At 41.1% G+C, this 25,445-nt stretch carries 21 protein-coding genes and 1 pseudogene; 7 read left to right on the forward strand and 15 right to left on the reverse strand.

Annotation, left to right across the window (positions count from 1 at the left end; genetic code table 11):
- The first annotated feature begins 222 nt into the window (after positions 1–222).
- Positions 223–1,647 carry a DNA phosphorothioation system restriction enzyme gene (locus tag RMO55_RS12115; RefSeq protein WP_396134284.1) on the forward strand — a complete coding sequence of 475 codons (1,425 nt, stop codon included), beginning with the start codon at positions 223–225 and terminating at the stop codon, positions 1,645–1,647.
- Between the two features lie 168 nt (positions 1,648–1,815).
- Here RMO55_RS12115 and RMO55_RS12120 read toward each other — a convergent pair whose 3' ends face one another.
- A complete protein-coding gene (locus RMO55_RS12120) occupies positions 1,816–2,691 on the reverse strand; it encodes a HEAT repeat domain-containing protein (protein WP_310426842.1) in 876 nt (291 codons plus the stop codon).
- Between RMO55_RS12120 and RMO55_RS12125 the strand changes: the two genes are divergently transcribed.
- From RMO55_RS12125 to RMO55_RS12135, 3 genes are all read left to right on the forward strand, one after another.
- Positions 2,680–2,868 (forward strand): hypothetical protein, encoded by a 189-nt coding sequence (locus tag RMO55_RS12125; protein WP_310426844.1) that lies wholly within the window; start codon positions 2,680–2,682, stop codon positions 2,866–2,868. The two genes, RMO55_RS12120 and RMO55_RS12125, sit on opposite strands and share 12 nt — an antisense overlap.
- 660 nt (positions 2,869–3,528) lie before the next feature.
- Positions 3,529–4,482: a hypothetical protein gene (locus RMO55_RS12130; protein ID WP_310426846.1), complete on the forward strand. Its 954-nt coding sequence runs from the start codon at positions 3,529–3,531 to the stop codon at positions 4,480–4,482.
- 24 nt (positions 4,483–4,506) lie between these two features.
- Positions 4,507–5,190 (forward strand): hypothetical protein, encoded by a 684-nt coding sequence (locus RMO55_RS12135; RefSeq protein WP_310426848.1) that lies wholly within the window; start codon positions 4,507–4,509, stop codon positions 5,188–5,190.
- A 192-nt stretch (positions 5,191–5,382) separates the two neighbouring features.
- Here RMO55_RS12135 and RMO55_RS12140 read toward each other — a convergent pair whose 3' ends face one another.
- The 12 genes and pseudogenes from RMO55_RS12140 to RMO55_RS12195 form a co-directional block, all read right to left on the reverse strand.
- A complete protein-coding gene (locus RMO55_RS12140; RefSeq protein WP_310426849.1) occupies positions 5,383–5,508 on the reverse strand; it encodes a hypothetical protein in 126 nt (41 codons plus the stop codon).
- A gap of 39 nt (positions 5,509–5,547) precedes the next feature.
- On the reverse strand, positions 5,548–5,760 hold the full coding sequence (locus RMO55_RS12145) for a hypothetical protein (protein ID WP_310426850.1): 213 nt from the start codon (positions 5,758–5,760) through the stop codon (positions 5,548–5,550).
- A gap of 127 nt (positions 5,761–5,887) precedes the next feature.
- Positions 5,888–6,190 (reverse strand): hypothetical protein, encoded by a 303-nt coding sequence (locus RMO55_RS12150; protein WP_310426852.1) that lies wholly within the window; start codon positions 6,188–6,190, stop codon positions 5,888–5,890.
- Between the two features lie 54 nt (positions 6,191–6,244).
- Positions 6,245–7,642 (reverse strand): SUMF1/EgtB/PvdO family nonheme iron enzyme, encoded by a 1,398-nt coding sequence (locus RMO55_RS12155; protein ID WP_310426854.1) that lies wholly within the window; start codon positions 7,640–7,642, stop codon positions 6,245–6,247.
- A gap of 42 nt (positions 7,643–7,684) precedes the next feature.
- Positions 7,685–10,531: a leucine-rich repeat domain-containing protein gene (locus RMO55_RS12160; protein ID WP_310426855.1), complete on the reverse strand. Its 2,847-nt coding sequence runs from the start codon at positions 10,529–10,531 to the stop codon at positions 7,685–7,687.
- Between the two features lie 174 nt (positions 10,532–10,705).
- Entirely contained in the window at positions 10,706–11,287 is a 582-nt protein-coding gene (locus RMO55_RS12165; protein WP_310426857.1) for a leucine-rich repeat domain-containing protein, read from the reverse strand.
- Between the two features lie 169 nt (positions 11,288–11,456).
- A pseudogene (locus RMO55_RS12170) lies at positions 11,457–11,753 on the reverse strand (NUDIX hydrolase); the annotation flags it as partial.
- A gap of 296 nt (positions 11,754–12,049) precedes the next feature.
- Complete coding sequence (locus RMO55_RS12175) at positions 12,050–12,985, reverse strand: tetratricopeptide repeat protein (protein ID WP_310426858.1); 936 nt, start codon at positions 12,983–12,985, stop codon at positions 12,050–12,052.
- 898 nt (positions 12,986–13,883) lie between these two features.
- On the reverse strand, positions 13,884–14,858 hold the full coding sequence (locus RMO55_RS12180; protein WP_310426860.1) for a tetratricopeptide repeat protein: 975 nt from the start codon (positions 14,856–14,858) through the stop codon (positions 13,884–13,886).
- A 133-nt stretch (positions 14,859–14,991) separates the two neighbouring features.
- Complete coding sequence (locus RMO55_RS12185) at positions 14,992–15,276, reverse strand: hypothetical protein (protein WP_310426861.1); 285 nt, start codon at positions 15,274–15,276, stop codon at positions 14,992–14,994.
- A gap of 4 nt (positions 15,277–15,280) precedes the next feature.
- On the reverse strand, positions 15,281–15,883 hold the full coding sequence (locus tag RMO55_RS12190; RefSeq protein ID WP_310426862.1) for a hypothetical protein: 603 nt from the start codon (positions 15,881–15,883) through the stop codon (positions 15,281–15,283).
- A 535-nt stretch (positions 15,884–16,418) separates the two neighbouring features.
- Entirely contained in the window at positions 16,419–17,675 is a 1,257-nt protein-coding gene (locus tag RMO55_RS12195) for an MFS transporter (protein ID WP_310426864.1), read from the reverse strand.
- Between the two features lie 260 nt (positions 17,676–17,935).
- Here RMO55_RS12195 and argS point away from each other — a divergent pair, with 260 nt between their 5' ends.
- A complete protein-coding gene (gene argS / locus RMO55_RS12200; RefSeq protein WP_310426866.1) occupies positions 17,936–19,702 on the forward strand; it encodes an arginine--tRNA ligase in 1,767 nt (588 codons plus the stop codon).
- Positions 19,703–19,838: 136 nt separating this feature from the next.
- Here argS and RMO55_RS12205 read toward each other — a convergent pair whose 3' ends face one another.
- The gene (locus tag RMO55_RS12205) at positions 19,839–20,624 is read right to left on the reverse strand and encodes an ion transporter (RefSeq protein ID WP_310426867.1); all 786 of its coding nucleotides are present in this window, start codon (positions 20,622–20,624) and stop codon (positions 19,839–19,841) included.
- A gap of 133 nt (positions 20,625–20,757) precedes the next feature.
- Between RMO55_RS12205 and RMO55_RS12210 the strand changes: the two genes are divergently transcribed.
- Complete coding sequence (locus RMO55_RS12210) at positions 20,758–21,918, forward strand: CIA30 family protein (protein WP_310426868.1); 1,161 nt, start codon at positions 20,758–20,760, stop codon at positions 21,916–21,918.
- Positions 21,919–22,228: 310 nt separating this feature from the next.
- Positions 22,229–23,344, forward strand: coding sequence for a hypothetical protein (locus RMO55_RS12215; protein WP_310426870.1), 1,116 nt, complete (start codon positions 22,229–22,231; stop codon positions 23,342–23,344).
- Positions 23,345–23,464: 120 nt separating this feature from the next.
- On the opposite strand, the gene recJ is transcribed toward RMO55_RS12215, so the two are convergent.
- Positions 23,465–25,444 (reverse strand): single-stranded-DNA-specific exonuclease RecJ, encoded by a 1,980-nt coding sequence (gene recJ / locus RMO55_RS12220; protein WP_310426872.1) that lies wholly within the window; start codon positions 25,442–25,444, stop codon positions 23,465–23,467.
- Position 25,445 lies beyond the last annotated feature (1 nt).

Consider the following 25,445-nt stretch of genomic DNA (forward strand, 5'->3'; position numbering starts at 1 on the left):
AACATCTTCAATCTCATCTATAGCCGCGCTAGTGCAGGGCAAAAGTGGGTGGCATAGTATTTCGACCTTAATCTTGGCACTGGTGCGAAGAAAATCGAACGTGGTAGTATAAAAAAGAATATCGTTCGGTGACTGGTGGTGTCGATCGACTCTAAAAATACTTATCGAGTACAGAAAGTAGCTGCCGATCGCGAATTAACGATAGCGGCGGGATTGAATAGTATCAATCGATTGGTAGCCGTCGCCGAAGCGCAGATCCGCTATCAAATCGATCCAGTTCCGCTGGGATGTCCGCAGTTACCCGCAGGATTGCAACTGAGATCGTATCAACAACAAGCTATTTCCAACTGGTTCAAAAATCAAGGTCGCGGTACGCTTAAAATGGCGACAGGGAGTGGTAAAACGATTACCGCACTAGCGATCGCCCATCAATTATACCAGCAAATCGGACTCCAAGTCTTAATTATTATCTGCCCATTTCGACACCTGGTCAATCAATGGGGGCGAGAGTGCGAGAAATTCAATCTTCAGCCGATCCTCGCCTGTGAAAGCATTCATAAATGGCAAAGCAAATTTTCCCATCAACTCGCCAGAATTAATACCGGAAACCAAAAATTTCTTACCATCATCACCACCAACGAAACCCTAATTACCCCAGGATTTCAATCCCAACTTAAGTATCTACCCGATCGGACCTTAATTATCGGCGATGAAGTGCATAACCTCGGCGCGAAAAAGCGAGCAGCCAGCCTCCCCCGCAATGTCGGATTGCGAATCGCCCTCTCAGCCACTCCAGAACGCCACTATGACGAGATCGGCACTCAAAGTATCCTGGACTACTTTGGAGATATCTTACAGCCCGAATTCACCCTCAAAGACGCGATCGAGCAAGGTGCTCTCGTCCATTATTTATACTATCCGATTCTCGTCGAACTCACCGAAGATGAGACCGATCGATACCTCAAACTCACCCGCGCGATCGGTCGCAAACTCCTCTATAATAGCCAGGATCGAGCCGCAAAATCCGACGAATTCGACACTCCAGATCTCACGCCATTACTGATGCAACGCTCCAGGCTCGTCGGTGCCGCCGCTAATAAACTCGTCGCACTCAAAACCTTGATGCAAGATCGATCGAACACCAGTCACACTCTATTTTACTGTGGCGATGGTAGTAGCGATAGCATTCAACAACTTACCGCAGTCACCCACATCCTGGGGACAGAATTAGGCTACCGCGTCAACACTTACACCGCAGCAACATCGCTCCCAGATCGAGAACAACTCCGCCAGCAATTTGAAACTGGCGCACTGCAAGGGTTGGTAGCTATCCGCTGTTTAGATGAAGGAATCGACATCCCCGCCATCAAACATGCTGTGATCCTCGCTAGCAGTACCAATCCGCGTCAATTCATCCAACGCCGAGGTCGAATTCTCCGACCAGATCCAGGCAAGGAACGCGCTACTCTCTATGATATGGTCGTTTTACCACCCGAATTAGATAGAGAAACTCTGTCGATCGAACGCAACCTACTCAAAAAAGAACTACTCCGACTGATCGAATTTGCCGATCTTGCTGACAACGCCGCCGCCGCCAGATCCCAACTGCTTAAGCTTCAGAAACGCTATGGCTTACTAGATATTTGAAATTTAGAAGTTGGCACTTTCACATCTTGCATCAAAACATATTTACTAGTGTTTTAGTAAATAGTGAATAGCTTGCACTATGTTTGCGATATAATTGTTTGAGAGTAAATTGTTGCTTGTCATCTGATACCGATCGCTTTTGTAGTTTAAAATTTGCATCTCGATCGATTAGGGTTTGTATCCTAATCGATCGAGGGCTTGGGCTGTACTCGATCGCAGATATTCATCCTCATCCGTGAGTAATGAAATCAGATTAGGAATTGCTACCTTGGCTGGCTCTCCCATTTTTCCTAGTGTGTCTACTGTACTCGATCGCACAATGAAATTCTCATCCGTGAGTAATGGAATTAGATTGGGGATGGCTATCTTGGCGGATTCTCCCATCTTTCTTAGTACCAATACTATTTTCCAGCGCACTTTTTCATCCTCGTCAGCAAGTAATGGCATCAGATTGGGGATGGCTATCTTTGCGAATTCTCCCATCTGTCCTAGTGCCGATACCGTATGCGATCGCACTTTTTCATCTCGATCCTTGAGTAATAAAATTAGATTGGGTATTGCAACCTTGGCAGACTCTCCGATCTGTCCTAGGGCATAAGCTGCAAAGCATCGCACCTCTGCATTCGTATCTTCAAGCAGTGCCATCAGTTTTGGGATGGCTGCCTCTCCAATCTGTCCCAATGCCAATGCAGCAGACGATCTCACGCTGTAGTCCCGATCTGCAAGCAGTGAAATTAGATTGGGTATTGCGATCTTGGCTGACTTTCCCACGCTTCCTAGCGAGTAGGCAGCAGACGATCGCACGAGATCGTCCTTATCTTCAAGTAGTGGCATCAGTTTTGGGATAGCCGACTTGCCGATCTTTCCTAATGCGTCGGCAGCATAGAATTGTAGATTTACATCCCTATTCTTGAGTAGTAATATCAATTTTGGTATGGCTACTTTCCCAATCTTGCCTAGTGCTTCTACCACAAGCGATCGCACGCTATATTCTTCGCTCCCTAATGCTCGGATGAGTCGATTGATTTTTTTATGCTTATTCATTTGATTGTGGGCGATGCTGCTAGCCGCCGCTACGCGAAAGCAGGTAAGATTGGTAAGGCGATCTATTCGAGGGTAATCGTTGAAGTAACGAACAGAATCGGTAGCAGTTTGATGAGTTTAGAAAAAGCAATGCTGCCTAGCAGCCGCCGTGCGAATGCAGACATGAGTAGACGTTGATAAATAGATATTTTTACTATAAGGCAATTATTTTTGTAGCGATCGCTGCTGTAGTTGAATTGTTACGTTTTATCGATCCTAACTTTTGTATTACAAAAGATTGCTAGTAAGAGAGCAATCGATAGTTTCCGTAATATCATCAAAAAGTGATGTATTTTAACTTATCACTCGATCGACAATCGAAAAAATTGTGATTAGCAATGGAGCATCGATCGTGGAACAGTCTACCGAATCCGATCTAAACGAAAGCATCTGCGATAAATTAATACGCGCATACGACAACTCAATTATCCCAGCTTTTGATGACTACTTTTGGATTTTAGCTTTTGCTGTTGGTAACACAGTTGTAATTACAAGCTTTAATTATTTAGTTAGTGGATCGATATTAAATACTATAAAAGTTATCAATTCATAGATTTGCCAGACCCCGACTTCTGCGAGAAGTCGGGGGTCTTCCCTCACTGTTTTACCCAAAAAAAGTTATGAAAAATAAACTCTTTTCGATTGCGGAGCTTAGCGAAGCGGCTCTTTGGATCATCGCCTTGACACTAGCTAAGTAGACGAGCTTAATTAAATATAAGATACCTTTGTAGGGTGGGCACTGCCCACCAGCTAGGTTTCACGCATAATCATTTTATAAATAATTGCACCTACCTACTTATGTTCGGCGGATCGATCGCCATCCTAGTCCCAGCAATCGCTCAAACATCACTTACTCCTTCTAAAACTTATTTAGCTAATGGACTTGCTAAATATAAACCTGACGATCTTGGAGGTGCTTTTACCGATCTAGATCGAGCCATTAGGATCGATCCTCAACTTGCAAAAACCGATCGAGGTAAATCCGCTATGAGCGATAAAAAAGGTACGACCGCCGCTCCTAATTTTACCAAACAGCCACCAATGGGAGAATTAGGTCAAACCTTGGGCAAAGTCATCACTATTTCCGGTATCGTTAGTCAAGCAGCCTTGGGATCGAAAGCCGACAAATTCGATCTGGTCTTGAGTATTAAAACTGTGAACGATCGCGCTCTAGCAAAACCTATCATCATGGGATTTAAGATATTTGAAAGAGCCAAAGTTGTACCACCTATTTTAGGTCAAACCTTTCGCTATGTGGGTTACGAAACAGGTGGATTTGTCGGCATACCTGCGGAGGCATTTAAGTGGGTAGAACCAGTTGCCACAACAAATCATCACTTTGAGTCGTTTTATCAAATTCTGCATGAGGATTTACCACAAATAAAAGTGAAAGCTGATTTGTTAAAATCTAAAGATCGGCGCGTGCAAATTATCGGCAAATACGTTTCCACACCCCGGCAAAAATCCACGAAAACTAATGCTAATGCAGTACATCCAATCTCTGGCGAACCGCTCTCGTCAGAAAGTTATGCGACTGTAAATATCGAACTAGCAGATGGTACTTTGGTGCCGCTCTACTCGCCATTGAATAAACGCTCGAACATAACGTGGGGGGAAGTTAAAGCTTTTGATGGGAAATTGGTCAGTATTGTGGGTTTGCTGGCAATCGAGCCAATTAGCCCCAGTATTAAAGCTGAATCCAAGATGACGATCGTGCGAATGGATCGCATCGAACTTCATCAGGATCGTTAGGAACACGAGCGACTCAAAAAAATCATGAAAAATAAACTTATTTCGATCGCATTTACCCTAGCTATGTTTGGCGGATCGATCCCCTATATTCCTGCTACTTTCGCCCAACCGGAATCTAATCAACCGATAGTTAGAGATCGATCGCCATCTGTCGAGCTAAAATTTGTACGACGAATGCCCGGTAAGCCGCCGCTAACAAGATTTACATTCGATCTGACAATCCGCAGCCATAGCTCCAATTCACAGTGGTTTATCTTTCCTACTACTATTCACGAACATAACTTAAAACCCAAAATCCAACCGATTAGTAATCTAGCCGCGCGTGAGTATAGAGACAAGGAAAATACAGCCATTCTCATTCGTTTAGATACTCCGAAAAATGGTACGTTATTCGCTCTGCTATTAGCCGGAAATACCGAAATTAAGTTACGCAATCTGGAAATTGGCGTTTGGGGGAACTATCCATCAGAGTTGCCGATCGAATTTGTTACTACCAATAATCTCACCATCGACGGCAAATCGGTAGAAACTTACTCAGGAATTAAAAACCTGGCGATCGCTAAGTCAGTCGAGCTAGATGGACAGAAAGATAGTAAAACATTATTTGAATACGAGCGAGATCCTAATTTAAAGCGATCGCAATTAATTCAAGTCGAAGCTACCAACCCAAAAATGATTAATCTATCTATTTCTACTAGGTCGCGTTAGATAATATGTATTTATTGGGGATTGCTTGTAGAGTCGTTTCTTGTCCGATTTGCCATCCTAATGGTGTAGTATTAAGAGATCGGCTTATCTGCAAGGGATAAATCTTAAGTAGCAAGGCTCAATTAAATGTAAGATAGATCGACCTAAAACCCTTGCCTAGACTGAAGCTATCTTAAGTTTAATTAGGCACACCTACTTACCCGGTTTGAGCGCATGTTTGTTAGCTACCAAAGCTAAGGTTAAGCCAATAAAGAACTCATCATCCCTACCCACATTAGCAATAACCGATCGAGTGCGGGTAGATAATGTCAATTGCATTACAGGTGCGCTGACGTGCAAAATAATCCAATCTTCCCATCAGTATTCATGCCCGTAAATTAAATCGCGACTTTGCTCGCATTCGATATGGATTGCGTCATGCTCGCGAGCTAGTCGGTATACCTCATCATCTACATAACTAAATGGTGCATCTTCAAGCCGCTCAAATTCTAGCAAAAGATCGCCTGTATCGATTTCTCCAGTTGCTAACAGACGAATATTTTCTGGAAGCTGTATTATCTCTGTCTCCATTTATTGTTTACCAATTCATTACTAATCGCCGTTTGTCATCCTCTTTAATAATTTATCGGTACCGATCGATTAATGGGTAATGGTTTCTATAGATCGTTTACGTTCGATAGTTTCTAGCACTAATTTATCAATCATCGAACAACTCCTCGAATTCTCTTTGTAACGATCCCTTGAATTCGTATGTTCTGCTTCTTACATCTTGTTGCTGCTCGTTATAGCTTCTCATTTCTATATCAAGATTTTTCAATAACTGTAGCCACCGAGGTGCTTCTGTCATTTTGTTCATACCCAAACTAATGTAAATTAGTTTGGATAATTTGCCGATAGTTGTTGGTACTTCGGTGAGTTGATTGTTACATAGATCGAGATGAGTTAGCATTATTAATTCACCGATCTCTACTGGCAATTCAGTAATTTGATTATTAGCCAACCTCAGATCTTTTAGCTTTGTTAATTTGCCGATGGTTGTTGGTATTTCGGTGAGTTAATTATTGTATAAATCGAGATGAATCAACATTCTTAGTTCACCGATCTCTGCTGGTAAATCGACAATAAAATTAAGTCTTAAATTAAGTTCTTTCAAATTCCTTAATTTGCCGATCGAGTCAGGGATCTCAGTAATTACGTTTTTATACAAACTGATTCTAGTTAAATTTTCTAGTTTACCGATCGTGGCTGGTATTTCAGTGATTTGGTTGTCAGATAAATTAATCTCGGTTAGATTTTTTGATTCACAGATCGCCACTGGAATTTCAATAATTTGATTATTACTTAAATTCAGACTAGTCAGATTTTTCAATTCGCCGATCGCTATGGAAATTTCAACGATCTGATTATTACTTAACTTTAGATCATTCAGATGCTTTAACTTACCGATCTCTGCTGGTAACTGAGTGAGATTTTGACTGCTAAGATCGAGTGTTCTCCACTGTTCTTTAGCAGCTTTCGCGATTAAAAATAACGCTTGTGACTGTGGGATTGGTGTGGAAATTGGCTGAGTGTCAGTGACTTTACGGGGAATGAGAATTACTCGAAAACCGATATCGCTACTACGAACATTATATCTAGCATCATCGCTGGCTGCGCTCCGACAACGATCGGGCGTGCTTTGCCAAGAACCCCCCCGGATCGTACAAATTTCATCATCCTTGTCTCCAGAGCCAATTTGCTCCCAAGTACTACCATCTGTCGGTGCCCCCTGATAATCGCCATACCGAGTATCCTCGCACCACTCCCACACATTACCGTGCAGATCGTACAAACCAAAAGCATTGGGTGGAAACAGCCCCACATCGGAAGTTTCTTGACGAGATATCCCCGCTACCTCACTAACGTAAGCAGTTTCCGCATGATAGTTAGCTAACTCGGCACTAATCGTCGCCCCAAAATAAAAAGGCGTAGTCGTTCTCGCTCGGCAAGCATACTCCCATTTCGCCTCACTGGGTAACTCAAAAGCTAAACCTGTCTTCTTGGATAGTTCGGCGCAAAATCTTTTGGCATCGTGCCATTCTACCCAATCGATCGGGCGGTTTTCGCCTTTAAATTGAGCAGGATTATGGTGTGTTATTTCCTCATATTGTTTTTGGGTAATCGGGTATTTGCCCATATAAAAAGGCTTGATCGTGACCAGATGTTGAGGGTATTCGTTGCTAAGACTTCTTTCCTCCTCGATTGGGGCACCCATGATAAAGCTACCGCCAGGGATGTAAACCAGCTCTAGATTTACGCCATTACCTAGCTCGATCGATAAGCACTGCACCTGATGTTGCTCGCGTCGATTGATATTCCCCTGTTCATCGACAAATACTGTCTCAAAGTCGAATGGATACTCGATCTGTTTCAGCTCTCGATTTTGCGGGTGAGGATTATTTAATGCATCCATATAGTGTGTCCTAGCTTACGTTGGTATCTATTAAATTTATAACTAACAAGTTGGTTCAAGATAGTTCAATCGATAGCTAGATAGGAACTGAAGATGTTCGATCGAGCTAATAAATTGAGGAACCTCAGCAATTAGATTATCCTCCAAATTAAGTTCGATTAGATATTTTAATTCGCCGATCTCCGTGGGAATATCCGTGATGAAATTTTTATTTAGAATGAGCTTAGTCAGATTTTTTAATCTACCAATCTCTGGGGGGATTTTTTTAATTTTGTTCTCACTTAAATTAAGGTAAGTTAGCTGTTTTAATTCGCCAATCTCTGGTGGAATGTTGGAGATATAGGTATCACTCAGATTGAGATAAGTAAGATTTGTCAATTTACCGATCTCTGCTGGTAGATCGCAAACCCAGATATAACTCGTCAGATGAGTGAGACTCGGTAACTTATCGATCGCTGCTGCTAAAGTGACGATTTGACTATTACTGAGGGTAAGATTAGTCAGATTTTTTAATTTGCTGTTTTTGGTTGGAATGAAAACAGACGTAGTATTACTGATATCGAGGTGGGTAAGGCTTTCTAATTTGTCGATCGTCTCCGAACTATCTTCGAGCGGATTACCACTCACATAAAGTTCATTTAAGTGATGTAAGTTTACTATTGTTGCTGGTAATTGGACGATCTGATTACCAGATAAGTTCAATCTAACCAGTTTTTTTAGTTTGCCGATTTCTGCTGATATATTAACGATCTTATTGGATCGAACATCGAGAGTATTTAGATTCTCTAATTCACCAATTTCTGGTGGTATTTCAGAAATACAGTTGCTACTTAAGTCAAGAACGCTTAAATTCTTTAGGATGCCAATTTCTGGTGATATTTTTAAGATTGAATTACTTCTTAAAATCAGAGTAGCTAGTTTTTTTAATCTATCGATTCCCTTAGGTATTTCGTCAATTTTGTTGTGACATAGATCGAAATAAGTTAAGTTAGATAGATTACAAATTTCTATCGGTATCTTGGTAAGTTTTGCCCACGTTATTTTAAGAAAAATTAGTTTTGTTAACTCACTGATTTCTGTCGGTATCTCTGAGACTTTAGGGCATCTCATTTCCAGACTAATCAGATTTTTTAATTTGCCAATAGTTGCTGGTATCTTGGTAAATTGCCCAAGAATGATGAGCTTAGTTAAACTCGTTAGATTGCCAATATCTGCTGGTATATCACTGGTAACAAGCTTGAGACTAGTTAAGTTTGTTAATTTGCTAATTGCAAATAACCCCTCACTAGTTATATTGCTATTTAAATTGAGACTAGTAAGATTATTTAGGTTGCCGATCTCTGGTGATATACTAATGAGCCAGTTATCCTGCAAATTAAGATCGGTTAAGTTTGTTAATTTGCCGATCGCTGCGGGAATTTCAGTAATTTTATTATTACTTAAATTAAGACTAGTCAGGTTCTTAAATTCATAAATTATTACTGGGATCTCGGTCAGGTTTTGGCCACTAAGATCGATGGTATGCACGCGCTGTACGATTGCCTCGCGCGCATCTTCCGCACCATAATTATAATGAGCGAAATAACGGGGTGGGGCACCAGCAACACCATTATCATAATCATCGTAATATCTTTTATTGTCTGCGACCATTCCTTCTATAATGGGTAACGCTCTTTCGTCGCCACAAAGTTCTAATTCGTTGATATACAGATAGTAAGGAAAAGTATGAGATTCATGAGCATCTTTTGATAATACTAATTCATAGTCAGCTTGCCATTTTGCGTAGGTATAATCGTACAGCCGAGTCGATCGAATGCCGATAATTGGGTCTTCTCGTAAGACTGCAAATGCCTGTGCGAACTCATACCACATCAGCATAGTACGTGCTGTCGGCAGTTGATAATTATCAATCCGGTGCTCTACATAATTAAAGATTTCTTGTTTTAGATCGATGTCTGTTTCTTGCGCTAAATGCTCTACGGATGGCACACAATGATGCAAACATGGATCTTCTAAAAGTGCTCTAACAGCAATTTGTCTCAATTTCAAAGACTGTTTGAGTATTTCTCTATGAACTTGTGGAAATTGAAATGCATCACCAAACGCAGTAATAACCTTGCTAACAATGACTGGATCTTCTAAATCCAGATCGTTCAATTTCTGCAATTGATAACCATCGGTGTCATTACCTCGATATGCTAACAATCTTAAAAGTTCAGCCTCGATCGAATATATGTTATTTATCCGCTGTAAAATTGCCTTGCGAGCACTTTCCGCACCCTCATAATAACCATAAGCATAACGGCGTGGGCCACCAGCACCATTATCATCATAATCATCACCATGTATTTCATTATGTCTGACCATTATGTCCATAATGGATAATGCTCGCTCGTCGCCACAAAATTTTAATTCGCCAATATATCGATCGTAATCACAAGCGTGAGATCCGTGAGAAAATTTGGCTAATACTAATTCATAATCAGCTTGCCATTTTGCGTAGGTATAATCGTACAACCGAGTCGATCGAATGCCGATAATTGGGTCTTCTCGTAAGGTAGCAAATGCCTGTGAGAACTCGTACCACATCAGCACAGTAGGTTCTGTCAGCGGTTGATAATTGTCAATCCGGTGCTCTACATAATTAAAGATTTCTTGTTTTAGATCGATGTCTGTTTCCCGAACCAAATGCTCTACAAATTGCACGCAATCGCTCAAATATTGTTCCTCTAAAGTGAGTGCTTGAAAAGCAATTTTTCTCAATCTTAAAGACTCTTTAAGTATTTCTCTGTAAACTTGTCGAAATTTAATTGGAAATCGAAGTACATGCCTAAATGCGGTAATAACCTTGCCAAAAATGACTGGATCGTCAAAATTCAGATCGTTCAATTTTTGCAATCTTCGATAATCAAAGCTATTAGGCCGATACGCAAACGATTCTAAAAGTTTCTCGAAACGCATATCCATAAATTTAATTCCTCCGATCGGTTGCTAATTTATTTGAATTCTACCAATTCTATGCGAAATCATTCTTTTTGATGAGTCCTATCTCAACGCTAAACATTATCGCAACCACATGTTTTCCTCTTCTGGCGGGAGAATTATGACAAAGCTGCAACCAGATCTGTCCATCTTCAGATCTACCCCATTATGGCCACCTGTAACAGTTAGCGTTTTAAGATTTTTTGATGACTGTAGCCACTGAGGTATTACGGTAATTTTATTGTCAGCTAAAACAAGATAAGTTAGATTTTTTAGTTCGCCAATCTCTATGGGGATTTCAGTAATGTTATTGTCAGATAAACAAAGATAAGTCAAATTTTTCAGTTCGCCGATCGCGGCTGGAATTTCGACAATCTGATTACCACTTAGACTAAGGTGAGTTAAATTTTTTAATTTGCCGATCGATGCTGATATCTCGGTAATTTGATTGTGACTTAAATCGAGACTAGTCAGATTTGTTAATTCGCAGATCGCGTCTGATATCTCGGTAATTTTATTACCAAAAAGTTTGAGGCTGGTTAACTTTGTTAATTTGCCGATCTCGACTGGGATTTCAGAGATATTTTTTCTATCCAGATCGAGTACTTCCCATTGCTCTTCAGCAGCTCGATCGATTAACTCTAATAAAGCTGGTAATTCCATCAATTATCTTCTCGCATTGCTCATTGAGATATGGCAGCACTAAAAACTTGAGTTATGTCATCTTGCTCCTGAATACCCGATAATATCTCTACAGCTTCGAGCGGTGAAATTTCGGAAATGTGAGCTAATAAATCGATCGAGGCTTTGATTCGTTCATCAATTATACGATTTATTGCTTTACCATGACTACGCGATCGTTATTTGTGAAATAGTCCTTAACTCTTTCTACTTGTTTGTGGATGATATTTTGTGGCAAGTTACTAAAATTGAAATACTCAATTGCTTTTGATTCATCACTAAGTTTTAGATCTCCTGAAACTATTCGAGATTTACAGGAAAATACTAAATCATTTTCTGCTGGTTTCGAGTAAATTCCGATCGTTTTTTCGACGATAATATCCAATCCTGTTTCTTCTTTTACTTCTCTAACTACACAGTCCCAATGTGTTTCGCCATTTTCTACACTACCACCTGGTAAATTTCAGAGATTGAGATCTGTTCTCAAGCACCACAAAACTCTATTTTCTACATCTGTGATGATGGCAAATGCCCCGATCGTAAAAGTTTGTTTCATATTGCTAATCGATAATTACAGAAGAGATAGCGCAAACATCCGATCGCAATATTTTGCATTCGATCGATCTGATTTATTATTTATCTATTCTTTATAGCCTAGCTGATTCAATGCCGATTGACTTATCAAAAATAGAAATCACAGCAGTAATAGCAATCAATAATGAAACTAGTTTCATGTTAATTATCCTAAATGATTAGATTGCAATCCTTGACTATTTCGTCAAGAATATCGAGTGCATTTTGTAAGTTTTCTGCTTCGCCACTTTTTCGATATATGTTGGCAGCGGTACGAAGGTCGTCGATCGCGCCTTGGATATCGCTCAGGTGTGTGTACTTCAACTCTACACGAGCCATGTATCCTTCCGCCAAATTAGGATCGAGCGAGATGGCTTGGTTATAGTCAGCTAGAGCGCCTTGAAGATCGTTGAATTCATTTCTTTTCAAAAGCCCGCGACTGTAGTAAGCCATTGTTAACTGAGGATCGAGCGAGATTGCTCGATCGTAGTCAGCTAGGGCACCTCGAACATCTTTGAGTTCATTATTCTTCAAAACGCCACGACTGTAGTAGGGAATTGCTAATTGAGGATCGAGAGCGATAGTTTGGTTGTAATCAGCTAGAGCAGCTCGGACATCGCTCAGGTGCCAGTAGTTCAGTTCTGCACGCAGCAAGTATGCTACTGTGAAGTTAGGATTGAGAAATATGGCTCGATCGATGTCGCTAACAGCTCCTTGGGGGTCGTTTAGTTGCCTGTATTTCAGTTCTGCACGCAGGAAGTATGGTTCTACCAAGTCAGGTTCGAGTGCAGTGGCTCGATCGTAGTCGGCTAAGGCACCGTTAAAGTCATTTAAACTATATTTCTTTAGCATCCCACGACAAACATGGGCACTTGTATAGTCTGGGGCGATCGCAATGGCTCGATCGTAGTCAGCTAAGGCTCCTTGGGGGTTGTTCAGTCGATTTTGCTTCACTACTCCCCGCAGGTGGTATGCTCCTGCTAAGTTAGGATTAAGAGCGATCGCCCGATCGAAGTCAACTAGGGCACCTTCGGGGTCTTGATTCGCTAACCCGCGCTCGCAGTAAGCTTGGTAAGTTTGCAAGTCTTGAAAATCGTTATCTGCCATAGTTAAAGGTGAAAAATAAACTAAGTAATTGATGCCGAAACTATAAAAACTTAAAGTTATCGATCGTGGGTAAATAATTTAATAATATTCTTTGACTCGATCGATAAATATGGATGATAAATAGCTACTTTTAACTAGCGATCGAGTATCGAGTAGCCCGATCGCTGGTTAATTTATAAGTTAAAACACACCATTTTTTGATAAAATTACAGAAATAGTCGATCGTTTTTATAAAATTAATTAGAGTACACCGCATCTAGAGCTTTATACATAGAGTTGTAACTTGCATTACAAGAAGATCCTACGCGAGCATCGTTGTAGGTAATCTTAATAGAATCTTTAGGTGCCACAGCTCGATTGAGTTTATAAACTCCAGATTTACCGTCTATTTTCCAGTTAATATTAGTTCCAATAGGAATGGTATTATTGGTAGAGTTGACGACATTCATAAAGTTATAGTAATCCACATCTGGATTTGGGTAAGGTTTATACGTACAGGTCAAATTCATAATACGTGCTGATTGAATAATAGGTTTCTGTGCTTGTAGAGTTGTTTGTTTGTCTGACTTCTGTCGGACAATATTACTAGCAGTAAGATCGGTAGCCGATCAAAAACCAGATATAAATATGGAGCCTAATGCGGCTACTAATGACAGCGTTTTTTTAATTTTCATGATTGTTGTCTGTGAATAAAATGAAAAATATTTGAGTGAGATCGCCAGATTAGAGTAAAAATGGGAAAATACCGAGACAGAAAAGATGCGCGATCGAAACATACTTTCAACCAGCGATCCTGCTACGCCATCGCCAATTAATCGATAAATTAAGATACACCACCTTTTGATGGGATTCCTGAAACAAGCGATCGAACGCACAATTCAATAAATCTTATCCTAAATTATTTTGTTACACCCCAAGATTTCAACAGCTTTTGAGTATCGATGAGATATTTAGATTCTTGATTTTTTTCAGCTAGATCGGCTGCTTTGCGAACATCTTCGATCCCACCAAGGCGATTGTTGAGTTTGGTATATTTCAATTGACCGCGACTTTGATATGCATCTGTAAATTCATAATCCAGTGTGATGGCTTGGTTAAAATCACTCAGAGCACCTTGGAAATCTTTGAGTTTGTCCGCCTTCAACTTACCGCGATGGTGGTAAGTATTCGACAATGTATATTTGTTCCCAGTATCATTTCGTTCATGTTCGAGCAACGAGATGACACGATCGAAGTCAGCTAAAGCACCCTGGAAATCATTGAGTTTGTCCGCCTTCAACTTGCCGCGATCGATGTAGGAATATTCATATTTAGGACTGAGTTTAATGGCTTGATTATAGTCAGTAAGGGCACCTTGGAAATCATTGAGTTTGTCCGCCTTGAATTTGGCACGACTGAGGTAGACATCTGTGTTGTCAGGCGCGAATTTAACAGCTTGGTTATAGTCAGCGAGCGCACCTTGGATATCTTGGAGTTTTTCCACCTTGAATTTGGCGCGACTCCTGTAGATAAATTCATCTTTAGGTGCGAGTTTAATAGCTAGATCGTAATCAGCAAGACCACCTTGGGTATCGTTGAGTTTAGCAGCTTTCAAATCGCCCCGCGATCTATAAGCCCGTGTGTAATTAGGATTAAGTTTAATAGCTTGGTTATAATCATCGAGCGCCCCTCGAACATCTCCTCGGCTGACGCTGACTTTCCAATCGCCGCGACGAACATAAGCCTCTGGATGTCTAGGATTGAGCTTGACGGTTATCTCTGGATCGCCCGAACTGGACTCGATAAATTTTGGATCTGGCTGAGAGATCGCCTTATCGATCGCATAGGTTAGAGCAACAGTGGTAATAAGTAAGAACGCGGCAAGAAATTTCATGTGAATTACCTAAAAAAATAGATCTTCCCACTCAGGTCGCTCCATCCGCGAACCAGTTAACTTAGAAGACGAGCGGTTATCGTGAGATAGTTGCTTAGGTTAACAACTCCCCGTTCGCCCGAAATTGGAGAATTTATCCTCTCGGAAAGCTCTTGATATATTCATGAATTTCATTATTTGGAAAATCTGCTGTTTCAGTTTTATCTTTTGTATGTGTAATAGGGTTAGAATACCTTTCGGCGTGGTATTTTTTGCCCTCAAAAGTTTTTTGGGCAACAGTTGCCAACGCTTTGTAATCAATCACATTTACGAGGCAAACATCTGAAAAAATTGAAACACCGTTAACTTTTGCGATCGGCGTTCCGCGTTTGCAGCTTACTTGAATTAGCGTTTCAATTTCTGATGATTTTAAGGCCATCTGATTATCTGCAATGCCTTCTTTCAGTTAATCCATAAACGTCCATATCCAGGTTGCTAATTTTTTTGTAATCAGCTTCAAAAAAATTCATTGTTGCACTACCGAAGCTTTTCTCAACCCATGCGACTTTTCCTTTTACTTTAGCGGTGGGATTGATTTTTAAGGGTGGAGAAAGTTTAGCTAACTCCTCGGCTTTATTTTTCATTACAGTAAAGTCAGTTGGAACAGATGAAGCCGTTTTATTTGTTACAGCTATATCTTTTGACGATTTATCGCTCGATTTAGAACATCCAACTAAACCAATAACACTCAACAAAATCAAACTGCCATAACCAAGTAATCTAAACATCATTCCTTGTGAATTTCCAGATTTTCGTGGAGTCGGTGTAAACCGTCGATTTACTTGCATACTGGCTTGGTTTGTCAGCAAAATCCTGGCAGCTTGATTTGATTGCGGAAACATTTCGCCTAATTTTTGCCAACTTTCCTGACCATCTTTGGCACCTAAATCGTTCGGTAGAAGTTGTCCATCATGAAGTATTTCAATGACTTTTGATGAGCCAGAAGATTCGTGTTGTTGCCCATTTTTGTTAATGTGAATTCGCATGACTTTATTATTCGATCGTATAATTAGAGAGTATCTTTATTTTTGTTTCAACATCATCTTCCTTGCTTTAAATGTAATGTATCGTAAAAGTCCAGTTGGCTTGGCACTTTACATTCTGTTATAACGCTCAAATGCTTGTCAATTCGTAAATTTAGAATTGCTGGAGCCTCTCCGACAGGAGATAGAGCTAGTGCAAGATATGATACCAATTTAAAGTGAGTAAATGACAGATTGGCTCCTCCCCTTTATAACTATCCATTACCCACAGATTTGGCGATTATCTCCGATAGGCTACGCCAACGCCAAATACTTGAATTTCATCAGTGAACGATCGTTTTACAAGGGTTTTGGCGATTTGGGTTTCACCTAGTAGGGGCAATTCATGAATTGCCCCTACTAGGTGAAACCCTCAGCCCAGCTAGCATGTATGGATCTGTGGGTAATGGATAGCCTTTATAAGGGGAGGCTGGGAGGGGTAGAGATCTGTCGCTTGGATTCAAGAAATTGGTATGAGATTATCAATTATCAATTAATTCTAAAGAGCATCTTCCAAGACATGACGAGTACTATTCCACGTCCAGATCCCAGCGATCGTCACAATGATGCTCATGCCCCATAATATTGGTTGCAATCCGAATCGATCGGTCAGCGGACCAGTAATAACTAGTGGAACGCTCAGGGCAATATTCACGGCATTATTCTGAAAGCCAAATACTTTACCACGCATCGACTCTGGTGTTTTTTCTTGAATCAGTGTTTGCATTGGTACGGCAATTAATGAAGCTCCAAGTCCTAAAATTCCAGCACAGAATAAACCAACCCACAAATTATTCACGAATGTAAATATGGCGAGGACGATACTCATCCCAATAAACCCAATTAATGGTAGAGATTTTTGCTGAATACGACTACCCCAATGACCTAAAATTCCAGAGCCAAAGACTAATCCAATCCCCATTGCTGCCACCAGAAATCCAAATTGCTCGGGTTTTAGACCTACTTCCGCTGTAAGTTTAATTGATAGGATTGGCAATGCAGCGATCGTTGAAAATAGTACTGCTAATTGCAGCATCGCGTTTAGTAATATCTTGTTGCTACGAAGATATTCAAACCCAACCTTTAACTCATTCCAAGGATTAATTTTTCGAGTATGTTTGCTCCTATCGATCGTTTCCTCAACTCGAACTAATTGACCCAGTCCGGCTGCAACAAAATATAGTGATGCCACTAAAATCTCTTGCGAACCACTTTTACTAATACTAGTTACTGCTGTCAAAATCGGCTCGGCAATTGCGAATCCTACGACGATCGAAGCAACTTGAGTAGTAGTAAATAGCGCATTTGCTGTCAATAAATTCTCTGGCTTAACTACTAGTGGAATCGCAGACTGTTCTGCTGGTGCAAAAGCTTGAGTGATCGTCGAAATTGCGAATGTTATTATTAATAAAACTATAAATTCTTTGGGCAAAATTGGCAGCAGTAAAATCAGACCCCCACGGATAATATCTGACACTACCATGACTTTTTTTTTGGGATAGCGATCGACAAATATTCCCGCCGCCGCACCAAATAAAATCGCCGGAATCGTGGTAGCAACCATTAAATATGAGCTAGAAGATGCTGCATACTTCACCGGAATATTGTAACTAGTCAATAATGCAATCGACATCACTATCAGTACTTTATCCGCCACCTGCGACAGAACTTGTCCAGTCCACAAGAATAGGAATGGTCGATTTTTGAGTAGAGCCTTAAATCCACTCGCCTCTGTAGGGGTTTTCGCAGGTATCATAGGCTGAATAAGGAAAAGGGGAAGGGGGTAAAGGGGACGGGGGTAAAGGGGAAGGGGTAAAGGGGAAGGGAAGAAGCTTACATTTAAACTCACTATTCACTATTCACTATCCACTATTCATTACTCTCAACTCACGTCTGTTGCGATTGTACCCACTTATGGGTCGAAAAATTTGACAGTGTGTGACGATTAATCTAGTGGACAGTGGATCGTCGATCGTGGATAGTAAATAGTAAGTATTAATTCGTCTCACGCTGCTAATGAACTCTACCATCGAATATCTAACTACTCAACTCGATCGAGCGATTATTGCCGCATTAGGGGATGATTATGCTGGTACAGATCCTCTGTTGGGATTATCGAGCAATCCTAAATTTGGGGATTATCAGGCGAATATGGCGATGGGACTCGCCAAAAAATTGGGACAACAACCTCGATCGATCGCCCAATTGATCGTCGATAATCTAGATGTAGCGGAAGTCTGCGAAGCTCCGCAAATTGCTGGTCCAGGATTTATTAATTTTACTGTCAAAACCAGTTATCTCACCACTCAACTCCAAGCAATGCACCTCGATAGTCGCTTGGGTGTGGCTGTTGCTGACAAACCGCAACGAGTGGTAGTAGACTTTTCTAGTCCGAATATTGCTAAGGAAATGCATGTCGGACACTTGAGATCGACTATCTTAGGCGATTGTATCGCACGGGTGTTAGAATTTCGCGGTCACGATGTGCTTAGACTCAATCACGTTGGCGATTGGGGTACCCAATTTGGGATGTTAATTCTGTATTTGCGGGAAGCTTATCCAGAAGCTTTAACGACTGCTGACGCACTGGATTTAGGCGATATAGTTGTTTTATATCAGAAAGCTAAAAAACGTTTTGATGAAGATGCCCAATTTCAGGAAGCAGCGAGAAAAGAAGTAGTTAAATTACAAGCAAAAGATCCTGACACTATCAAAGCTTGGAATTTGTTGTGCGCTCAGTCGCGACGGGAATTTCAGGTGATTTATGACAGATTGAATATTAACATCGCCGAACGCGGCGAATCTTTTTACAACCCTTATTTAGCTGCGATAGTTGACGATCTACGGAAGACGGGATTATTAGTCGAAAGCGACGGCGCACAATGTGTTTTTCTCGATGGATTTACGAATAGAGAGGGCAATCCCCTGCCCCTCATTGTGCAAAAAACCGACGGTGGTTATAACTATGCTACGACCGATTTAGCCGCCGTCAGATATCGGATTGAGATCGATCGAGCCGATCGAATTATTTATATCACCGATGCGGGACAAGCAGATCATTTCGCCCAAGTTTTCCAAGTAGCAAGATTGGCTAAATGGATTCCCCCACATGTCGAGATTACTCACGTTCCCTTTGGATTAGTATTAGGTGAAGGTGGGAAAAAAATTAAAACTAGAGATGGCGAATCAATTAAATTAAAGGAATTACTCGACGAATCGATTGGGCGGTTTCGCAACAATTTAGAATCGCGTCTCACCGCAGACTCAAAAACAGAAACACCAGAATTTATTGCCAATAGTGCTGAAATTGTCGGATTAAGTGCCGTTAAATATGCTGACTTGAGTCAAAATCGACTGAGTAATTATATCTTTAGCTTCGATAAGATGCTGGCAGAAATAGGCAATACAGCACCTTATATGATGTATGCCTATGCCAGACCCCAAGGGATTAGTCGTAAAGGCAATATTGATTTCGATAACCTTGGAGACAACGCTCAAATTATCCTTAAGGGAGAACTAGAACTTACTCTCGCAAAACACCTCCTACAGTTAGGCTCGATTATTACTGAAGTCGAGCAAGATTTACTCCCAAACCGATTGTGTCAATACCTATTTGAACTCAGTCAGAAATTCAATCAATTATATGCAGATGACCTAAATTATCCTATTCTGAAAGCTGAAGAACCTCTCCGTACATCTCGTTTGATTTTATGCAATCTCACTGCTAAAACATTAAAGTTAGGATTGAGTTTACTTGGTATTTCAGTATTAGAACGAATGTAATTACCTGGATGAGGGTCTTAATTTAATATGATACGCACATCTTGAATCAGCGACTCGCTCAATGTAAGTAAAGGTTACCCCTACAGGTTAATTTTGTAGGGGATTTCCAATAACTTCACTTATTTTACTAGGATAATTAGGTCAACTTTGCACCACAACTTTTACAGAAACTAGCATCGAGATCGTGGCTGGACAGTTGACACTTTGGACAGACGGTATTCACCTTATTAGTACTCTTGGCGACTTGCTTAATCAAGTCCCCTAGTTGCCAAGGGATGAGTGCGATTCCGGTGAGAATCATCAATACTGTCATCAATTTGCCCGCCTGAGAAGTTGGCGTAATATCGCCAAATCCCACCGTTGTCATGGTAGCGACAGCAAAGTAAACTGCATCAAAAAAAGTACCAAATTGATTGGGGTTGACAGGATGTTCGACTTGGTAAATCAAGCCTGAATAAATAAAAATAATTGAGAAGATTGTAAATAGAATGCGAGTGACGATCGAACTATCTTCTCGATCGAGATTTCCCAACAAAGGCTTATCCTCAACAAATCGGATTAGTCTTAGAATCCGAAACCAGCGCAAAATTCGCACAAAACTTACATCTGTTACCCCAGTTAATACTGGGAGAATCGCAATCAGATCGATGAGCGAGTAGAAGCTGAATATGTACTTTGATTTTTCTGGTGCAGCGATCAGCCGCAGCAGATACTCAATGGCAAAGATCGATAAAATAACTGTATCGATTCTGCCGATGAGCGATCGCAAATCTGAAGAAATTGGATATGTTTCCGCTACAAAAATACCTGTAGAAACTAAGACTAATCCCGTAATGAATAAATTAACTATTCTGCCGATCGGATTTTCTATGTCTTCTAAATAAAGGGAAATTTTATCGGTGGGGATCGTGGAAAATTTCAAGATACCAGGAATATTAATCGATTATAATGATTGAAGTAGTCAGTAGGTGCTAATCGGCACTAAGACAACTCATCGCTAACAACCAATAACAACATCGAAATAAACAAAAAATAAGAAATCACAAGTAATATTTATGGCTAAATGGGATGTAAGCAGGTTTTTAAATACCGTTAGCTACTTTGGGGCAATTCCCGTCTTCAGCGATATCCAACGCTGGCTAACAGGTGTATCAGAAGATCGATCTACTACTGATGGAGGGAGAACTTTGGAAATAATTTTGGTTTTTGGATCGATGGGCGAAATTGGGGCATTGGTTGTCCAGCAACTACTCAAGAGCGGCTATCGAGTCAGAGCTGCGGTTTCGGATTTAAGCTTGACACCATTTAGTGTACCTGCAAACGTTGAATATGTGCAGAGATCGCTAGAAAATTGTGATGAAAGTCACACAGAACGTGTGATGGAAGGGGTGAGATCGATGATTGTTTGCCCCGATCCTCAAAGTTCTTTGTCAGCAGCGGCTTTGGCTAATTTGATTACGGCTGCAAGTACTTATTTACATACAACTACTAAGTTACAGCTTTTTGATTTTGCCCGACCAGATGTCAATCTCCAAGCGACATGGGGTGCCGTAGATGATGTAGTGATGGGTGGGGTGAGTGAGAGTGCAATTCGATTGGGAACGGGTTATGCTGTCTTTAGCGGCAATGTCTCGATCGATAATTCCGGTGGATTTGCCTCTGTACGTACCCGCAATTTCGATCCTAGTTTGAATTTAAGTAATTATCGAGGAATCGAATTACGAGTTAAAGGTGACGGACAAAGATACAAGTTCTTCATTCGCACTGAGGCAAGATGGGATGGAGTGGGTTATGCTTATTCTTTCGATACGAATGCTGGTGAATGGATGACAATTTCTATTCCATTTGGCGATTTAGTTCCAATATTTCGAGCAAAAACTGTTAGTGATGCTGCACCGATCGATCTGACACAGATTTGTTCGTTTCAGTTAATGCTGAGTAAATTTGAATACGACCAAGCTTTAAATCCTCGCTTTAGCCCAGGTTTATTTTCGCTCCAGATCGAATCAATTTCTGCTGATGGTGGACAGATTACGCCACAATTAGTCATCATCGATTCGATTTCACTCCCAGCCGATTTGGTTGCTAAACTTCAGACTGCTAATCTAGCATATTCGATCGTTCGAGCTGAAAATTTAGACCCCCAGATGGCCGCAATGATTGCGGTTAAATCGATCGCGCAACCAGAAACAGTCGGACAAATATTAGGGCATTAAATCTAGTGGGCAATTGACAGTAACGTTAGGTATTTTACCTGCCACTCCAGCGTAACATTTTCCTTCATGGTAAGTACGGATCGTTATTGCTAATAATTAAATTATCATTATTTATTGAAACAATGTTGAGAGAATTTGCGTCCAAGGTAATGAATCTATCATAAATTGCATTTATCGTCTCGATCTAAGACTATGGCAACAAAAATATACTATGGCGAGAATCTCTAAGCAATAAGATAATCGTGAGAGAGTATAATCGATCGAAGAACTAGAAATAGCGACTAAATTTATCAAACGGGATGCAGATATCATGAAACCAAGCAGCATTAGTCCTAGGGTTTTCGCCATATTGTGTGCAACTAGCCTCACAATCGGGATGGCGACACCTGCAATTACCGTTACACCACCCTCTAAATCTACTTCTACTCAGAAAACGCCCCCACCAGCAAAAGTTATCCCATCGATAAAAGCTACCCCACCGACAACAGCAACTCCTGCCAACACCCCAACCCCACAACCAGCAACAACAAATCATCATCTACCACTAGTTGCTGTACCGACGCTAACACCAACAACCCTCAGAAACTTTACTAACCTCTACGGACAAGTCTTAGCGGTCAAATTTACCCCTAATCAGCAGCAAAAAATCTCTCAACGGTTGAGTAGAGAATGGATGGCTAATTTAGGATTGCGGAATACCGTTTTCCAAACCATTGCGATGGAACCACAAATCATCAATGCTACCCCTGATGAACGCAGTCAACTTCAAGCTAAATTAGTAGGGAATCTCCGCCAGCAGGTACTAGATGGCGATGCTGACGCGCTCTGGTTAGTGTCTTTCTATGATGCTGCTCCCAAAAACTGGTTAGCACCAGGACAACCGCCATTAACCCGTATGACTAGCGATATCAGTGCGGATGCTCTCTGTTTTATGGTGAATGAAGTCATGGGTAAATCGGTGGCTACTCCCGATAGTAAGCTCAAAAATTCGATCGCAGCTAAACTCACGGCTGAATATGCCAAGATTCCAGCTAATACTAAACAAGAACTCTCCAGATTACCCTCTGCTTGGCTGAGATTTAAAGATACTGAGTGGTTCCAGCGGGGAGATGATTTTCGCGAACAAATGCGGATTCACTGGGGAAAAAATCTCGAAGCTTATGTTCCCGAACTTAGAGAAATGAGCAAACTCAGACGCGATCGGTTCGCAAAGCTTAAAGCAGATCCTAACATTCAGTGGGATCGCATGAACTATGTTCAACGCCAAGCTGCCTTACAGAAATCGGAACCAGAGTTCCAAACTAGTGTCCGCACTCTAGCTCAAGTTAAAACAGTTCAGTTAAATAACTATATTTCTACCATGCAGGTAGCTAGTTCGATTGGTAATTCGCCTACTCGTTATTCTGTTAGATTAAAAATTAAGTAAATTCCATAAAAAAGATTCTTGCCAATAGAGATTAATCGATCGATTAAGCGACAATTATTCCAAGTAATGATGATTAATCGATCGATTAACAAAGGTATGAGGATGATGACGATCATTTTTCTAAGATCGACTAACTTGCAATACATTCATTGCTGTTTTAATCAACTGAAAATAATAAGGCTTCGTAATATCGATAGTTTCGATCGAATCTTTCAAACCAATTAATTCTGCTACTTTTTTACCCTTATCGATTGCTAAAGTTATTCCTTGAGCATTGACGATCGTCAGTCGTTCTCGATCGGCCGATAGACTGCAGTCATAATCTCTTTCTTGATAATTAAATTTACCAGTCTGTGCCGAAACTGGTAAGCGAACACTGATTACTTCCAGCTCGATCGATTTAGAATCCTTCCAGTTATTTTCCTTGAGTTTATAAGCAATATCTAAATATTTTGGCAGTGGAAAATAGTCGCCAAATCGCCACGCGATCGCTTTTATCCCTCTAGGAAATTCCGGCGTATCAACAGTAAATTTGAGATGTCCTTTGCCGACTATTTTTTGTTCTAACACCCGCACGTTTGCCGTCCAAAATACTGGATCGGGATTCTCCATTCCACAAGGATGAATTGCATTAATTTGCTCGTATAGTGATGTGTTAATTGCCGCTAGATCCGCCTCCGCATCGATTTTGACTAAATACTTGAGATGCTCAATTTCTAGACATTTGTGAGCGAATTCACTGAGCTGCTGTTGAAATTTCTCTAGATTCTCTGTAGGCAATGAAAAGCCACCCGCCGCTCGATGTCCGCCATACTTACCCAATAGATCGTGACAATATTGCAAAGCACGAAACACATCAAATTCAGGAATACTCCGAGCTGAACCTCTGATATGATGTTCGTCTTCATTGGTACCGATAAATACCGGAACGCCATATCGTTCTACTAACCGCGAAGCGACAATCCCAATTACGCCATGATGCCAGCCAGGATAAACGATAACTAACACCCGATTTTGCTGGATATTATATTTACCATTCTCGATTAGATCGATCGCCTCTTGTTCGATCGCGGCACACATATCTTGACGTTGTTTATTCACCTGTTCGCATTGAATCGCTCTAGCTAATGCCACACTCATATCGTCAGTTGTCAGCAAATTAATGATAATCTGAGGATCGTCAATTCTACCGATCGCATTAATCCTTGGGCCTAATCTAAACCCAATATCTTCGGGTTTCATTGCTGTATTCTTCGCCGCCGTTCCACCTTGAGTACCAGACATTTCAATTAGGGCTTGAATCCCAGTAACTTGCGAGTTTGGTAATAGCTTCAATCCTTGCTTGACTAAGCGACGGTTAATCCCCGTTAATGGTGCTAAATCGGCGATTGTCCCCAACGTAAATAATTCCAATAACTCATCGCTCAAAGATGGTTTATTCAACCTGGCGGATAACTCCAAAGCCAAAATATAAGCGACTCCCACTCCCGCAATTGCCCGATAAACCGAAGACTCAGCAATCAATTTCGGATTAAGAATCGCATTTGCTGGCGGCAATACTTGCGGTAAGTCATGGTGATCTGTTATGATGGTAAGTAGACCCAATTCTACAGCTCTAGCGATCGCATCCACAGCAGAGATGCCGTTATCCACCGTGATAATTAGCTTGACACCCTCAGCGTGAAACTCTTCAACAATTCGCCGATTGATGCCATAACCATCCGACATCCGACTAGGAATGGCATAATCGACATCCGCACCCAGTGCTGAGAGAGCGCGCAATAGCAACGCAGTACTAGTCATCCCATCCGCGTCATAGTCCCCACAAATCGCAATCTTGGACTTCTGCTCGATCGCGTCTACTAATAAATCTAAACTAATCTCCAGATCGGGAAACTCCGTCAACGGCGAAGGTAATTCTGCCGTCTCTGGATGAATAAACAACTCGGCTTGCTCGATCGTCTCGATCCCGCGATTCATCAATACCTGAGCGAGTAGTGGTGATGTTGCCTCTTCAGGTGTGAGCGTAATTCCCGCCGCTAGCGTTGCAGCCTGGGATGGATTACTCGGTGATATTTGCCAGCGGTGTTGGGGAAGCATA

This window comes from Chamaesiphon sp. VAR_48_metabat_135_sub, assembly GCF_031418915.1.
GTDB lineage: Bacteria > Cyanobacteriota > Cyanobacteriia > Cyanobacteriales > Chamaesiphonaceae > Chamaesiphon.

What these genes read in the sequence shown, in the direction of transcription:
- RMO55_RS12125 (WP_310426844.1), top strand. Translation starts at nt 2,680, where the DNA reads ATGCTTATTCATTTGATTGTGGGCGATGCTGCTAGCCGCCGCTACGCG.
- RMO55_RS12120 (WP_310426842.1), bottom strand. Translation starts at nt 2,691, where the DNA reads ATGAATAAGCATAAAAAAATCAATCGACTCATCCGAGCATTAGGGAGC.
- RMO55_RS12130 (WP_310426846.1), top strand. Translation starts at nt 3,529, where the DNA reads ATGTTCGGCGGATCGATCGCCATCCTAGTCCCAGCAATCGCTCAAACA.
- RMO55_RS12135 (WP_310426848.1), top strand. Translation starts at nt 4,507, where the DNA reads ATGAAAAATAAACTTATTTCGATCGCATTTACCCTAGCTATGTTTGGC.
- RMO55_RS12140 (WP_310426849.1), bottom strand. Translation starts at nt 5,508, where the DNA reads ATGCAATTGACATTATCTACCCGCACTCGATCGGTTATTGCTAATGTG.
- RMO55_RS12145 (WP_310426850.1), bottom strand. Translation starts at nt 5,760, where the DNA reads ATGGAGACAGAGATAATACAGCTTCCAGAAAATATTCGTCTGTTAGCA.
- RMO55_RS12155 (WP_310426854.1), bottom strand. Translation starts at nt 7,642, where the DNA reads ATGGATGCATTAAATAATCCTCACCCGCAAAATCGAGAGCTGAAACAG.
- RMO55_RS12165 (WP_310426857.1), bottom strand. Translation starts at nt 11,287, where the DNA reads ATGGAATTACCAGCTTTATTAGAGTTAATCGATCGAGCTGCTGAAGAG.
- RMO55_RS12175 (WP_310426858.1), bottom strand. Translation starts at nt 12,985, where the DNA reads ATGGCAGATAACGATTTTCAAGACTTGCAAACTTACCAAGCTTACTGC.
- RMO55_RS12180 (WP_310426860.1), bottom strand. Translation starts at nt 14,858, where the DNA reads ATGAAATTTCTTGCCGCGTTCTTACTTATTACCACTGTTGCTCTAACC.
- RMO55_RS12185 (WP_310426861.1), bottom strand. Translation starts at nt 15,276, where the DNA reads ATGGCCTTAAAATCATCAGAAATTGAAACGCTAATTCAAGTAAGCTGC.
- RMO55_RS12190 (WP_310426862.1), bottom strand. Translation starts at nt 15,883, where the DNA reads ATGCGAATTCACATTAACAAAAATGGGCAACAACACGAATCTTCTGGC.
- RMO55_RS12195 (WP_310426864.1), bottom strand. Translation starts at nt 17,675, where the DNA reads ATGATACCTGCGAAAACCCCTACAGAGGCGAGTGGATTTAAGGCTCTA.
- argS (WP_310426866.1), top strand. Translation starts at nt 17,936, where the DNA reads ATGAACTCTACCATCGAATATCTAACTACTCAACTCGATCGAGCGATT.
- RMO55_RS12210 (WP_310426868.1), top strand. Translation starts at nt 20,758, where the DNA reads ATGGCTAAATGGGATGTAAGCAGGTTTTTAAATACCGTTAGCTACTTT.
- RMO55_RS12215 (WP_310426870.1), top strand. Translation starts at nt 22,229, where the DNA reads ATGAAACCAAGCAGCATTAGTCCTAGGGTTTTCGCCATATTGTGTGCA.
- recJ (WP_310426872.1), bottom strand. Translation starts at nt 25,444, where the DNA reads ATGCTTCCCCAACACCGCTGGCAAATATCACCGAGTAATCCATCCCAG.